Below are 13379 nucleotides of genomic sequence, written 5' to 3'. Positions count from 1 at the left end.
GTCGTCCCAGCCGTACCGATCGAGGCGCCATAGCGATCGACCCGCTGCACCGAGCGTCCCCGTCGTACCGATCGACCCCGTCGCCGTGAGGAGAGAGACCGCCCGCCATGCCACTGCCTGAACCGTCGCCGTACGAGGTCCTGGGCATCCCGCTCACGGCCGGTGTGCGCGAGATCAACCTCGCCGTCGGACCGGCGATGCGCACGGCCCGCTACACCCGCCAGCAGATCCAGGAGGCCGCCGCGCTGCTGCGGAATCCGGACCGGCGGCTGGAGGCGGACCTCCAACAGCCTCTCCCGCCGGAGCCCGTCGGCCAGGCCGCCGAGCTGCTCGCGCCCGCCCTCGCCGAACCGCTGCTGGTGATCGAGCGCCCGCCGCTGCCGCCTGTCCCCGCCCTGCTGGCCCTGCACCGTGCCGAGCTGGCCGCCGACTTCGCCGAGCCCGCCCCGGGCGGCGCCGACCCCGAACCGCCCGTCCCCGCCCGCTACGCGGCCGACCTGTCCGTGCTGCCGCAGATCGAGGTACCCGAGTGACCGACGCAACGACCGCATCCCTGCTCGACGGCCATCAGCGGCTGGAGCTCCCCGCTGGCGTCGAGGATGTCGACCTGGAGCAGAAGTTCGGCCAACTGCTCTTCCGGGCATCCCTGTTGGGGAACAAACTGGCCGAACAGCGGCAGACCGCCCGGGCCGAGCAGCGCGAACTGCTGGGCATCCTGGTCGACGTGGACGACGCGCTCGCCGCCCTCGGCCTGGACCGCGAACTGGTCGCGCTCGGGCGCGGCGAGGGCATCGAGGCCACCCGGCGACGGCTGCTCGGCCGGCTCGCCAAGGCCAAGGTCCGCCCGATGCGGCTGGAGGGCATGACGGCGGACCCGGATCTGGCCGAGATCGTCGGCGTCGAGGCCCGGCCGGGGGTGGCGCCGGAGACGGTGGTGCGGACGGTCGTCACCGGGTTCTTCTGGGAGAACGAAGTGCTGCGGCGGGCCCAGGTTGTGGTCGCCGCACCGGAGTCGGCGCAGGAGCCGGCCGGGCCCGTGGCACCCGCCGAGCCGGCCGTGCCCGAGACACCCGCCGAGTCGGCCGTGCCCGTGGCACCCGCCGAGCCGGCCGTGCCCGAGGCACCCGCCGAGCCGGCCGTGCCCGAGGCACCCGGCGCACAAGCCGTCCGCGCCCAGCCCAAGCAAGCCCCGCCCCGGGCCCGTCGCAAGGTCACGGTCGCGGGCAAGCGGGCCAAGCGCAAGAAGTAGCCAGAACCACGAGGGGCAAGAGGGGAACGACATGTACCGCACACTCGGCATCGACCTGGGCACCACCAACTCCGTGGTCGCCCACCTGCGCCGGGGCGAGCCGGAGATCATCTTCAACCGGCAGAACCAGGAGGCCACGCCCTCCGTGGTCGGCAGCGGCCGCAAGGGCGAGCTGCTGGTGGGCTCCACCGCGCGCGGCCGGGTCGCCATCGACGGCGCCAACGTGATCCGCTCGGTCAAGCGCTTCATGGGCCGCAAGTTCAAGGACCCGCAGGTCCAGGCCGCCCTGAAGGAGGTCGACTACAAGGTCACCGCGGGCACCGACGGCGACGTCAACGTCTGGTTCAACGGCCGCTCCTACACGCCGATCGAGATCTCCGCGATCATCCTGCACCGGCTCAAGGAGGACGCTGAACAGCGCTTCGGCGAGCCCTTCCCCCGGGCCGTCATCACCGTCCCCGCCTACTTCGGCGAGCGGCAGGTCGCGGCCACCCAGGAGGCGGGCCGGATGGCCGGCCTGCACGTGCTGCGGATCATCAACGAGCCGACCGCGGCCGCGCTTGCCTACGGGATCACCTCGGAGGCGGGCGACGAGGGCAAGACCGTACTGGTCTACGACCTCGGCGGCGGCACCTTCGACATCTCCATCCTGCTGCTGGTGCCCGGCTCGGTCTCGGTGCTCGGCATCGAGGGCGACAACCTGCTCGGCGGCGACGACTTCGACCGCGCGATCACCACCGCGCTGCTGGAGGACATCCGCGAGGAGTACGGCTCGGACTACCAGCCCGACCTGCGCGACCGCCCGAAGATCGCCTCCACCGCCGAGACCATCAAGATCGAGCTGTCCAACCAGGAGTCCTCCGAGGTCATCCTGCCCGGCCTCGGCGCCGGACAGCTGGTGCTGGAGACGGAGTTCGAGCGCGCCCGCTTCGAGGAGCTGATCGAGGCCCAGATCGAGCGCACCATCGAGCTGACCCACAAGGCCATCATGCAGGCCAACCTGACCGTCGGGGACATCGACGAGGTGGTGCTGGTCGGCGGCTCGACCGCGATCCCGCTGGTCGCGCGGCGGCTCGGCGAGGTGTTCGGCCCCCGCCGGATCCGGCGCGGCGTCAACCCGATGCAGTGCGTGGCGCTCGGCGCGGCCGTGCAGTCCGCGCTGGTCGGCGAGGTGGAGTGCCCCGAGTGCCGGGCCCCCGGCGACCTCTCCGCCTCCAACTGCGCCAACTGCGCGACCTCCCTGCTCGGCGGCGACCGGGTCTCCTGCCCGACCTGCCACATCCCGGTCCACTCCGAGGCCGCCGACTGCCCCAAGTGCGGCCAGGACATGGCCGGTTCGGGCGCCGGCGGCACGGCCATCCCGAAGCAGGCGCAGGCCGCCACCGTGGTGCGCAGCGACAACTGCCCGCGCTGCGGCACCCCGGCCGCGCCCGGCGTCACCGCCTGCGAACTGTGCGGCGAGGCGCTCAACTCGGCGGCCCCCGGCCAGACCAAGGTGATCGCCACCGCCGCCGAGGACGTCGGCCTGCGCTGCGCCTCCTGCGGCCAGGTCAGCCCGCCCGGCAGCGAAATCTGCACCGGCTGCGGGGAGTTGATGCAGGTCACCAACCCCTTCGACATCACCCCGAAGAACCTCGGCATTGAGCTCAACGACGGCCGCCTCGCCGTCATCATCCCCAAGAACTCCAGCTACCCGACCAGTTCGCCGGTCAGCCGGGAGTTCGTGGTCTCCGGCAGCGGCCGCCAGCGGCTGGAGATCGCGGTCTACGAGGGTGAACACGAGATCGCCCAGCAGAACGAGCTGATCGGCCACCTCACCCTGCGCCTGCCCGAGGGTCTCGGCGGCCGCACCCCGGTCGACGTCTCCTTCGGCCTCGACCGCGACCGCACCATCACCCTGTCCGTACGGATCCAGGGCGGCGCGGAGAAGACCGTCAAGCTGGAGCGGGTCACCCTGGACCCCGAGCTGAAGGTCCAGGTCGAGGAGCAGCAGCGGCAGATCGAGACCTTCACCGACCGCTGGGGCGGCGAGCTGACCGAGGCCGAGATGCGCGAGGCCCAGCGGCTGATGGACGCCCTGGACGACCTGGCGGCCGGCCAGACCCGCGGCCAGTCGGTGGACGAGGCGCTGGAGCGGGCCCAGCGCCAGCTCAAGGCCCAGCGCTGGGTGCGCGGCTCGGAGGCGTACCTGAGCCTGTTCATCCACTACTGCGAGAAGCACCTCGACCCGAGCGACCTGGACCGGCTCCGGTCGGTCTCCGCCGAGCTGCGGCTGCGCCGCGAGGCCGCCGACTGGGAGGGCGCGATGCGCGCGGCCCAGCGCGCGGACGAGCTCTGCGACGCGCTCGGCCACACCATGCGGATGCTCACCATGTGCAACGTCTACGTGACCCAGAACATGGTCTCGCCCGCCCTGGGGCAGCTGATCATGGCCGAGCTGCGGGGTCTGGACGCCGCGGTGGAGGCGCCCAACATGGAGGAGGTCAACAAGCACATGTCGAACCTGCTGGCCCTGTACGCGCAGGCGCAGCGCGAGCTCGGCAGTGAGCCGGCCGCCGAGTCGCTCGGCCCGGTGCGCCCGGAGGAGGCGGGGCCGCGATGAGTGCCGTGGTGGACCTCGAGGTGCCCTGCCCGCTGTGCAAGGTCGCGGCGGACCCGCAGAGCCTGTGCTGCCCGTCCTGCCGGGAGGACCTGTCCGCGCTGTTCCGGCTGCGTTACGCCGGTCGGATCGATTACAACCGGGCGCTGGAGGCCCTGGCGGCCGGTGACGAGGCGACGGCGCGGTTCCGGCTGCGCGGCGCTTTGGAGGCGGAGCCGGGACTGCATCCGGCCCGGGAGCTGCTGGAATCACTGAGCGTGCCCGGGTCCGCCAGGCCCGCGCCGGCGGGGCGGGACGGCGACACGCCCTCTGAGTGACCAATTCGGACGCTCCCGGCCTGCCGTCGAGTTCGATCGGTGCGAGTGTGATCGTCACACGGATGTTCGCCATCCTCACAAGGAGTGACGCAATGCGTATTCGCACCTACCTCGCCGCCCCGGCCCTCGCCGCGGTGTGCGTGCTCGCCGGTGCCGGTACCGCCGCCGCCGACGCCGACGCCCATGGTGTCGCCGTCGGCTCGCCGGGTTTCCTGTCCGGCAACGTGATCCAGATCCCGATCCACCACCAGATCAACATCTGCGGGAACTCGGTCAACCTGTTCGGCATCGCCAACCCGGCCGTCGGCAACACCTGCGTCAACGCGTGACCCGAGCCCTGGGGCCGTCCGTCGAGCACGACGGGCGGCCCCAGCGCCGTGCCCGGCTCGCGTCGTGTCCGGCTCGCGTCGTGTCGTGCGCGGGTACCCCCGTTCGGGGGTGGCGGGGTGGCCCGTGGACCGGGACCATGGTCCCCGACCCGCCCCGCCGTACCCAGGAGTCACCACGTGCCGACCACGCCGACCCCGCGCAGCTACGCCTCCGGCACCTCGGACGTCCCGCTGCTCGGTGACACCATCGGGGAGAACCTCGACCGCGCGGTACGCGCCTTCCCCGACCGCGACGCCCTGGTCGACCGCCCCACCGCCCGCCGCTGGACCTACGCCGAACTCGCCGCCGACGTCGACGCCCTGGCCCTCGGCCTGCTGGAACTCGGCATCGCGAAGGGTGACCGGGTCGGCATCTGGGCACCCAACTGCCCCGAGTGGACACTCACCCAGTACGCCACCGCCAAGCTCGGCGCGATCCTCGTCACGGTCAACCCCGCCTACCGCGCGCACGAGTTGGAGTACGTGCTGAACCAGGCCGGCATCCGGCTGCTGGTCGCCGCCGATCGGTTCAAGACCTCCGACTACGCCGCGATGGTCGAGGAAGTCCGGCCACGCTGCGTCGAGTTGGAGCGCGTGCTGCTGATCGGCAGTCCGGCCTGGGACGACACGCTCGCCGCCGGCCGACGGGCCACCCCGGCGCTGGCCGCGGAATTCGCCGAACGCCAGGGCGAGTTGGCCACCGACGACCCGATCAACATCCAGTACACCTCGGGGACCACCGGATTCCCCAAGGGTGCGACCCTGTCGCACCACAACATCCTCAACAACGGGTACTTCGTCGGCGAGCTGCTCAACTACACCGAGCAGGACCGGATCTGCATCCCGGTGCCCTTCTACCACTGCTTCGGCATGGTGATGGGAAACCTGGCCGCCACGTCGCACGGCGCCTGCATGGTCATCCCGGCCCCCTCCTTCGAACCCGGCGCCACCCTGGCCGCCGTCGCCGCCGAGCGCTGCACCTCGCTGTACGGCGTGCCGACCATGTTCATCGCCGAACTCGCCGACCCCGACTTCGAGCGCCACGACCTCGGCAGCCTGCGCACCGGCATCATGGCCGGCTCACCCTGCCCGAGCGAGGTGATGAAGGAGGTCATCGGGCGGATGGGCATGGCCGAGGTCTCCATCTGCTACGGCATGACCGAGACCTCGCCGGTCTCCACCCAGACCCGGGTCGACGACGCGGTCGAGCGCCGGGTCTCCACCGTCGGCCGGGTCGGCCCGCACCTGGAGGTCAAGGTCGTCGACCCGGCCACCGGCCGCACCGTCCCGCGCGGCGAGCCGGGCGAACTGTGCACCCGCGGGTACTCCGTCATGCTCGGCTACTGGAACGAGCCCGAGCGCACCGCCGAGGCCGTCGACGCCGCCCGCTGGATGCACACCGGGGACCTCGCGGTGATGGACGAAGACGGCTACCTCGCCATCACCGGGCGGATCAAGGACATGGTGATCCGCGGCGGCGAGAACCTCTACCCGCGCGAGATCGAGGAGTTCCTCTACACCCACCCGGACATCCTCGACGTCCAGGTCATCGGCGTCCCCGACCCGAAGTACGGCGAGGAGCTGATGGCCTGGGTCCGGATGCGCGAGGGCGCCGAACCGCTCACCGCCGAGGCCGTCCGGGCGTACTGCACCGGCCGGCTCGCGCACGTCAAGATCCCGCGCTACGTGCACGTGGTCGAGGAGTTCCCGATGACGGTGACCGGGAAGATCCGCAAGGTCGAGATGCGGGAGGCGGCGCTGCGGATCCTGGGGCTGTAACGCCCCGGGGCGGTGGTGTGTCGGGCCGGTGGTGCGTCGCATGGCGGGGCGGCGCGTGCCGGGGGTGTGCGCTCGTCCGGGTGGGTGGAAGAGCGGGCCATGGAGAATGCGGCACCGTCGGGGTGCGCACAGTCCAGCCATGACCGCTCACACCCCGGTCCGCTCGCTGCTCGCGGACGCCGCCCTCGCCGTGGTCCTCGCCCTGGCCCTCGCGTACCCGGCCGCGCCCGCCCTCGCCGACCCGGCAGGACCCACGGCCGCCTGCGCCCGCAACCCCGTCGACCGGCACCCCGTCGACCGGCACGGCGACGCCGCCGACCCCGCTCCGGCCGGCCCCTGCGCCCGCTGACCGGGCCAGTCCGGAGAGCGGACCCGCACACCCGGCGGGACAGTGTGATCATGCCCCTCGACGTCACAGTGGAACACCTGATCCCCCTGCCGCCCGCCACCGTCGCCGGCTACGCCATGGACTGGCGCCACGACCACGAGTGGACCCAGGGCATCCGCAACGCCACCCTCACCCGGGAGGCCGACACCGGCGGTTTCGGCGTCGGCGCCGAGGTCACCCGGACCGCCCACTTCCTCGGGCGGCGCTTCGACTACGTGCTACGGGTGGCGGGCTACCACCCGCCGCAGATGCTCGACATGGTCTCCGTCGCCGGGCCGATGCCCATGCACGTCACCTACACCTTCGAACCCACCCAGGCCGGAACCTTCGCCCGCATCCGCGTCCGCGGCGGCACCTCCCTCCACCACCGGCTCACCGCGCCGCTGATGTCCCGCCAGGTCCGTACCTCCCTCACCAAGGACCTCCGCGCGCTCGAGGCCCGCCTCACCAACTGACCTCCTCACCAACCGGCCGCCTCATCTCCTGGCCGCCGCATCGACGTCGCACCTGCCCCTTCGCCCTGTCCCCGCCCGTCCCCTGCCGTTCCACGTCCTCCGGTATCGTGCGCCGTCGTCCAGGCCCGACGAGGAGAGGTGCAGGTCGATGAGTGGGGTGGCGTCGGGGTCGGCGGCCGGGTCGGGTGAGCTGCGGCGGCACCTGGGCGCGTTCGACGCCGTGGTGATCGGGCTGGGGTCGATGGTCGGCGCCGGCGTGTTCGCCGCGCTGGCGCCCGCGGCGGCCGCCGCCGGGTCCGGGCTGCTGATCGGGCTGGCGCTGGCCGGCGTGGTGGCGTACTGCAACGCGACCTCCTCCGCCCGGCTCGCCGCTCGCTACCCGCAGTCCGGCGGCACGTACGTCTACGGCCGCGAGCGGCTCGGCGAGTTCTGGGGCTACCTCGCAGGGTGGGGCTTCGTCGTCGGCAAGACCGCCTCCTGCGCGGCGATGGCGCTCACCGTCGGCTCGTACGTCTGGCCGGCCCAGGCGCACGCCGTCGCGGCCGCCGCGGTCGTGGCGTTGACCGCGGTCAACTACGTCGGCGTACAGAAGGCGGCCTGGCTGACGCGGGCGATCGTCGCCGTCGTGCTGGCCGTGCTCGCCGCCGTGGTCGTGGCCTGCCTGACCGGCGGCGCTGAGGACACGGCCCGCTGGGCGGTCGGTGCCGACGCCGGCTTCCACGGCGTGCTGCAGGCCGCCGGCCTCCTCTTCTTCGCCTTCGCCGGGTACGCCCGCATCGCCACCCTCGGCGAGGAGGTCCGCGACCCGCAGCGCACGATCCGCCGGGCGATTCCGCTCGCGCTCGGCATCACCCTGGTCGTCTACACCGCCGTCGCACTCGCCGTCCTGGCCGTCCTCGGCCCCGAACGCCTCGCCCACGCCGCGGCGCCGCTGGCCGACGCGGTCCGGGCCGCCGGGGCCCCCGGACTGGTCCCGGTGGTGCGCGCCGGGGCTGCGGTCGCCGCCCTCGGCTCGCTGCTCGCGCTGATCCTCGGCGTCTCCCGCACCACGCTCGCGATGGCCCGCGACCACCACCTGCCGCACCCCCTCGCCGCCGTCCACCCCCGCTTCGGCGTGCCGCACCGCGCCGAGCTCGCGGTCGGCGCGGTGGTCGCCGTCGTCGCGGCCGTCGGCGACGTGCGCGGCGCGATCGGCTTCTCCTCCTTCGGCGTGCTCGCCTACTACGCCGTCGCCAACGCCTCGGCCTGGACCCTCACCCCCGCCGAAGGCCGCCCGGCAAGGCCCGTCCCGATCGTCGGCGCGGCCGGCTGCCTCACCCTGGCCCTCGCCCTCCCGGCCGCCTCCGTCCTCTGGGGCGCCGCCGTCCTCACCCTCGGCGCCGCCGCCTACGGCGTCCGCAAGGCGGCGGCCCGCCGCTGACGGCCGCTCGGCCGACGCAGCAGACGCTGCCCGGCACCTCGGCGAACGCGTCGCCGTTCGCGGTGACGACGCACACCTCCCAGCGCTCATGGCCCGGGCGCCGCCACTTGCTCGTACGTCCGAAAACGCCGACGGCCGGCGCGGCCTTTCCGCCTCGCCGGCCGTCCGTGGGTCGTGCGAGTTACCGGGCGCCCCACTCCTGGTCGGTGTGGACGATCTCGCGGCCGAGCGGCATCAGGGAGATCGGGATCATCTTGAGGTTCGCCCAGCCGAAGGGGATCCCGATGATCGACAGGAACAGCGGAACGCTGGTGATCAGGTGTGCGAGGGCCAGCCACCACCCGGCGAACACCAGCCAGATGACGTTGCCGACGCAGGACGCGGCCCCGGCGTCCGGCCGCTCCACCGCCGTCCGCCCGAACGGCCACAGGATGAAGCCGGCGATCCGAAAGGACGCAATGCCAAATGGGATGGTAATGACAAGCAGGCAACAGATAATTCCGGCGACAACATAGGCCAGGGCCATCCAAATTCCGCAGAAAACCAGCCAGATGACATTGAGAATGAATTTCACCGCACTCATACGTGGCACCTTCTCACGGCTGATGGCGTTGCACTACGACCGTGCCATGCCCACTGGCGAGCGTGTCTACGCCCTTAGGGGTTGTTCCTCAGGGGGCGGTCCGGGTTCCCGCCTCAGGTAGGGGCTCCTTCGGCCTCGGCAGCCGCAGGGAGGGCCAGGTGGCCACGAAGGCGTAGTAGCCGAGCATGATCCGCTCACGCGCCGGGTTCGCCGCCCGCGGGGTTCGGGCCGGGCCGTCGGCCTCGATGACATCGCTGCGGCTGCGCGTGAGGTGGACGACCGTGACGAGGATCGCGGCCAGGAAGATCACGCTGGTCACGGCGGTGCCCAGGCCCAGGCGATACGGATTCCAACAGGTCGCCCGCATTGGTCCGGACGGGCGAAGATCCAGAGATGTCCGTCATGAAGGGGAACCCTCTCGCCCTTGATGGCGCTGAGATGTGGAGTTCCCGGGCCGAGCATAAGCTGTCGGGAGATCTCCCAGCGGCCGGTATTCAGTCTTGAGGCTGCCCTCATTTCTACTCTGCCCATCCGTCGTCCTGCTTTCCAGAACTCCCCCTTTCGAGCAGAAGGTTCAGCAATGACCACGATCACCACCGCCGACGGCACGGACATCTTCTACAAGGACTGGGGGCCGCGCGACGGCCGGCCGGTGGTCTTCCACCACGGATGGCCGCTGAGTGCGGATGACTGGGACAACCAGATGCTGTTCTTCCTGTCGCACGGCTACCGTGTGATCGCGCACGATCGCCGGGGTCACGGCCGGTCCACCCAGACCTCGACCGGCCACGACATGGACACCTATGTGGCCGATGTCATCACGCTGACCGACGCTCTCGACCTCCGGGAGGCCTTCCATATCGGCCACTCGACCGGCGGCGGCGAGGTGGCACGGTACGCAGCGCGCGCCAAGGCCGGACGAGTGGCCAAGGCGGTGCTGGTCGGCGCGGTGCCGCCGATCATGGTCAAGTCTGATAAAAACCCTGGCGGTACGCCGATCGACGTCTTCGACGGGTTCCGCGCAGCGCTCACCGCCAATCGCGCGCAGTTCTACATCGATGTCCCTACGGGCCCGTTCTACGGCTTCAACAGGCCGGGCGCGGAGGTCTCGCAGGGCCTGATCGACAACTGGTGGCGCCAGGGCATGATGGGCGCGGCCAACGCCCATTACGAGTGCATCAAAGCCTTCTCCGAGACGGACTTTACCGAGGACCTCAAGCAGATCGACATCCCTGTTCTGGTCTGCCATGGCACAGGAGATCAGGTCGTCCCCTACGAGGACTCCGGACCGCTTACCGCGAAACTCCTCAAGAACGGAACCCTCAAGAGCTACGAGGGCTACCCACATGGGATGCTGCAGGTCCACCCGGACGTCCTGAACCCCGACATCCTCGCCTTCCTGAAGTCCTGACGGTGCTGGCTGCCGGAGACGATGGCCGCGTTGGGTCTGCGCACCTTCCCGATCCCGCTCGAACTCGCCCCGCTGGAACCGGGGATGGCCTGGCATCCGCGCAACTCGGCGGATCCGGGCCATCGTTGGTTCCGCGAGCACCTGGCGGCGGCGGTCCGGCAGGCGCGGGGGGACTGAGCGAGGCGTTGAGGGGATGTGGGCCGGGCGCGGTACGGATCCCACTGTCCGTACCGCGCCCGGGAATCGGCTGAACCGGCAGCTACCGGCGGCTACCGGCGGAGCGGTCCCTCGCAGGTGTAGTCGGCGGTTCCGGCCTTGCCGTTGGTCCAGACGTCGACCTTGCCGAAGCTGCAGTTCATGTCGTTGAGGTTGTTCGCTTCCTCGACGTTCTTGGTGCGGGTGAGGATGAAGTAGTCCACGGTGTCGGACATGTCCTTGAAGACCTTGTCCGGGTTCTTGGCGTCGGAGAGGTTGGCGGTGATCTTGCCGGTGCAGATGAAGCGCATCGGCTTGTTCGCCCAGTCGCCGTTGTTCTTGCAGGTGGGGGTGGCTCCGGTGGCACCGGCGAACTCGTCCTGGACGTCGGAGGCGTCGGAGAGGTCGAGAGCGCCGTCGGCTATGAAGGAGGTCGACGGGACGTACAGGTTGTCGACGTTCTTGATCTGCGCGTCGAGGAAGGCGGAGTACTCGCCCTGCAGGGCGGCGTCGGCGCCGACGCGGTCGCGCCAGGCGTCGAAGCCGGCCGGGTCGTCGGCGCGCTGGTAGCCGTACATCTCGCGCAGCAGCGAGGGGTGCTGCTGCCAGAGGAACTCGAAGAAGGTGCCGGCGTAGTTGTAGAAGTGGAACGCCGGGGTGTCGGTGTAACGGGCGTGCAGGAGTTGGGCGATGGTCATCCGGGGGATGCCGGCGGCCTCGTCGGCGGCGAGTTTGCGGACCAGCGACTTGCGTACCAGGATGCCCTGGTCGCGGGTGGAGCCGTCGAAGAACTCGGCGGTGCCCTCGTCCATCGCGGTGGTCTTGTCGTTGGCGTACCAGCGCGGGTCGCCGAAGTAACCCGGCACCGCCCAGCGGCCGTTGAGGTAGTGCACGTACTCGTGGCGGAACAGTTCCTCGAGGGTGAGCATCGAGTCCTGCGGGACGCGCCGCTGGTAGGTGTAGAAGGTGGCGCCGCTCTCGATGTACATGCCGCCGTTGCTGGTGCTGTAGCCGGTGAGGATCGGCTGGTAGACCTCGTAGTCGGCGCGCGAGGCGTACAGGTGGATGTGCAGGGTGGAGTTGACGTCGCCGGCGAGCGGCTGGTCGGTGCCGAGGACGCGGAAGTACTGGCTCTTGACCTGCTTGCTCGCGTAGTACATCTGGTCGACGGTGGCCTTGTCGAGGGCGGTGCGGACCTCGATGGCGCCGTTGTCGTAGGTGTACGTGTGCGGGAAGAGCTTCGTCTCCAGGTCGGAGATGCAGACGCCGTACTGCTTGCAGACGCCGTAGGTGTTGGCCCAGCCGATGGCCTTGGCCCACGGGTCGGACCACTCGCCGAAGGCGGTCTTGGTGGCGGCGATCACCGGGCCGAGGTCGGCGAGGGTGGCGTCGCGCAGGGCCGGGACCTGCCCGAAGCGGCCGTACTCGGCGACGGCGTCGCGGGCGGCCCAGGCGTTCTTGGTGCCCTTGAGGTGACCCCAGGAGGCGTAGGCGCGGAACGCGGCGCGGTAGTCGGCGTCGGCGGCGACGGCGGCGAGGAAGACCGGGTCCTGGTTGTAGATGCCGAGGTAGTTGAGGTTGAGCGCCTGGAGGACGGCGTTGCCCCAGGGGCCGCTGTCGGCGACGGTCGTGCCGGGGGCGAGGACGCCCAGGATGCGCCGGGCGAGGCCGAGGTTGTGCTGGCGCAGGCCGTCGGCGCCGGCGGTGATGGCGGTCTCACGCAGGATGTTCGCGGCGAGGTCCGTGCGGTCGAAGGCGTGCGCGCTGCCCGCGTACGCCGTGATCGCCTGCTGGACGGAGCCGAGGGTGGCCGGGTCGCCGAGGTTCAACTCGTGGTGGCCGTAGGCGTGGTAGGCCGTGGCGTGCAGGTACGTCCACAGCTCGTACAGGTGTGAGGCGCCGGTGCCGTCGTCGGTGGCGGACAGCTGGGTGATCCGGTCGGCGACCGCCCGGACGTGGGCGTTGTCCATGGTGGTCGTGAAGCGGGCGTCCCAGGTCCAGATGACGGAGCGCAGGCAGCCGTCGGCGGTGACGGCCGGGTCGGTGAGGAAGGCGGTCAGCTGGTCGGCGCCGAGGCCGGTGAAGCCGTCGACGGTACAGGGCACGCCGGCGGCGGTGCGCGGTGCGGTGGCGGAGGGTGCGGCGGCCACCTGGTCCGCGGTGGGGGCGGGGGCGCCGACGTGGTCGGGCAGCAGGCCGGGGACGAGGCCGGTGCCGAGCGAGCCGCCGCCGGGGGCCGGGGCGGGGGCGCCGGGCTTGGCGGTGGCGGTGCCGAGGTGTTCGGCGTCGTCGTAGGCGGTGGGCTGGTCGGCCGTGGCCGGGGTGGCCGGGCCGGCCGGGGTGGGGTTGGCAGCGGCCGTTGTGGTGGAGGCGGTGGCGGAGGGGGAGGTGGTCGTGGGTGTCGGGGTGAGGGCCTGGGCCGTCTGCAGGGTGGGCAGGGTGAGGGTGACGGCCATGGCGGAGGCGAGCAGGACTCGCCTGGCAACGCGGGAAGTTGACACCGGATCTCCTGGAGGGGGAAGTGGCAGGGCGGTGCGCGGCGGCAGTGCCGTGGGTTCCGGCCCGGGACTGCCGGGGGAGGCGAGGGCGGGCGTTGCGGGGTTGGGGCGCCCTCG

At 71.4% G+C, this 13379-nt stretch carries 14 protein-coding genes; 11 read left to right on the top strand and 3 right to left on the bottom strand.

The features are described 5' to 3' along the window. Nucleotides 1–107 precede the first annotated feature (107 nt). The 9 genes from ACIBEC_RS03385 to ACIBEC_RS03345 all read left to right on the top strand — a co-directional run bounded on the left by ACIBEC_RS03385 (nt 108) and on the right by ACIBEC_RS03345 (nt 8575). Nucleotides 108–533, top strand: coding sequence for a hypothetical protein (locus ACIBEC_RS03385; protein WP_360492052.1), 426 nt, complete (start codon nt 108–110; stop codon nt 531–533). Then, on the top strand, nt 530–1249 hold the full coding sequence (gene grpE / locus ACIBEC_RS03380; protein WP_360492050.1) for a nucleotide exchange factor GrpE: 720 nt from the start codon (nt 530–532) through the stop codon (nt 1247–1249). The genes ACIBEC_RS03385 and grpE overlap by 4 nt, the downstream gene beginning before the upstream one ends. A gap of 31 nt (nt 1250–1280) precedes the next feature. Next, nucleotides 1281–3851: an Hsp70 family protein gene (locus tag ACIBEC_RS03375; protein WP_360492047.1), complete on the top strand. Its 2571-nt coding sequence runs from the start codon at nt 1281–1283 to the stop codon at nt 3849–3851. Next, nucleotides 3848–4165, top strand: a complete 318-nt coding sequence (locus ACIBEC_RS03370; RefSeq protein WP_360492044.1) for a hypothetical protein — start codon at nt 3848–3850, stop codon at nt 4163–4165. Before ACIBEC_RS03375 ends, ACIBEC_RS03370 begins: the two co-directional genes overlap by 4 nt. Before the next feature lie 92 nt (nt 4166–4257). Continuing rightward, entirely contained in the window at nt 4258–4494 is a 237-nt protein-coding gene (locus tag ACIBEC_RS03365) for a chaplin (RefSeq protein WP_360492042.1), read from the top strand. A gap of 177 nt (nt 4495–4671) precedes the next feature. Next, nucleotides 4672–6312: an AMP-binding protein gene (locus ACIBEC_RS03360; protein WP_360492039.1), complete on the top strand. Its 1641-nt coding sequence runs from the start codon at nt 4672–4674 to the stop codon at nt 6310–6312. Between the two features lie 139 nt (nt 6313–6451). Further along, nucleotides 6452–6661 (top strand): hypothetical protein, encoded by a 210-nt coding sequence (locus ACIBEC_RS03355; RefSeq protein ID WP_360492036.1) that lies wholly within the window; start codon nt 6452–6454, stop codon nt 6659–6661. Nucleotides 6662–6711: 50 nt separating this feature from the next. Further along, a complete protein-coding gene (locus ACIBEC_RS03350) occupies nt 6712–7155 on the top strand; it encodes an SRPBCC family protein (RefSeq protein WP_360492033.1) in 444 nt (147 codons plus the stop codon). Between the two features lie 148 nt (nt 7156–7303). Further along, nucleotides 7304–8575, top strand: a complete 1272-nt coding sequence (locus tag ACIBEC_RS03345; protein WP_360492030.1) for an APC family permease — start codon at nt 7304–7306, stop codon at nt 8573–8575. A 181-nt stretch (nt 8576–8756) separates the two neighbouring features. On the opposite strand, the gene ACIBEC_RS03340 is transcribed toward ACIBEC_RS03345, so the two are convergent. Next, complete coding sequence (locus ACIBEC_RS03340) at nt 8757–9158, bottom strand: YccF domain-containing protein (RefSeq protein WP_360492027.1); 402 nt, start codon at nt 9156–9158, stop codon at nt 8757–8759. A gap of 88 nt (nt 9159–9246) precedes the next feature. Then, nucleotides 9247–9477: a hypothetical protein gene (locus ACIBEC_RS03335; RefSeq protein WP_360492024.1), complete on the bottom strand. Its 231-nt coding sequence runs from the start codon at nt 9475–9477 to the stop codon at nt 9247–9249. A gap of 261 nt (nt 9478–9738) precedes the next feature. Between ACIBEC_RS03335 and ACIBEC_RS03330 the strand changes: the two genes are divergently transcribed. Then, nucleotides 9739–10569: an alpha/beta hydrolase gene (locus ACIBEC_RS03330; protein WP_360492021.1), complete on the top strand. Its 831-nt coding sequence runs from the start codon at nt 9739–9741 to the stop codon at nt 10567–10569. A gap of 30 nt (nt 10570–10599) precedes the next feature. Beyond that, a complete protein-coding gene (locus ACIBEC_RS03325; RefSeq protein WP_396287712.1) occupies nt 10600–10746 on the top strand; it encodes a hypothetical protein in 147 nt (48 codons plus the stop codon). Between the two features lie 92 nt (nt 10747–10838). On the opposite strand, the gene ACIBEC_RS03320 is transcribed toward ACIBEC_RS03325, so the two are convergent. Continuing rightward, nucleotides 10839–13265 carry a collagenase gene (locus tag ACIBEC_RS03320; RefSeq protein WP_360492018.1) on the bottom strand — a complete coding sequence of 809 codons (2427 nt, stop codon included), beginning with the start codon at nt 13263–13265 and terminating at the stop codon, nt 10839–10841. Nucleotides 13266–13379: the final 114 nt, after the last annotated feature.

It is taken from the genome of Kitasatospora sp. NPDC051164, assembly GCF_044455625.1.
GTDB lineage: Bacteria > Actinomycetota > Actinomycetes > Streptomycetales > Streptomycetaceae > Kitasatospora.
The sequence above is the reverse complement of the archived record's forward strand: the minus strand, read 5'-3'. Positions and strand labels throughout refer to the sequence as shown.

Coding starts and splice junctions, on each gene's coding strand:
- ACIBEC_RS03385 (WP_360492052.1), top strand. CDS start 108: ATGCCACTGCCTGAACCGTCGCCGTACGAGGTCCTGGGCATCCCGCTC.
- ACIBEC_RS03375 (WP_360492047.1), top strand. CDS start 1,281: ATGTACCGCACACTCGGCATCGACCTGGGCACCACCAACTCCGTGGTC.
- ACIBEC_RS03370 (WP_360492044.1), top strand. CDS start 3,848: ATGAGTGCCGTGGTGGACCTCGAGGTGCCCTGCCCGCTGTGCAAGGTC.
- ACIBEC_RS03365 (WP_360492042.1), top strand. CDS start 4,258: ATGCGTATTCGCACCTACCTCGCCGCCCCGGCCCTCGCCGCGGTGTGC.
- ACIBEC_RS03355 (WP_360492036.1), top strand. CDS start 6,452: ATGACCGCTCACACCCCGGTCCGCTCGCTGCTCGCGGACGCCGCCCTC.
- ACIBEC_RS03350 (WP_360492033.1), top strand. CDS start 6,712: ATGCCCCTCGACGTCACAGTGGAACACCTGATCCCCCTGCCGCCCGCC.
- ACIBEC_RS03345 (WP_360492030.1), top strand. CDS start 7,304: ATGAGTGGGGTGGCGTCGGGGTCGGCGGCCGGGTCGGGTGAGCTGCGG.
- ACIBEC_RS03340 (WP_360492027.1), bottom strand. CDS start 9,158: ATGAGTGCGGTGAAATTCATTCTCAATGTCATCTGGCTGGTTTTCTGC.
- ACIBEC_RS03330 (WP_360492021.1), top strand. CDS start 9,739: ATGACCACGATCACCACCGCCGACGGCACGGACATCTTCTACAAGGAC.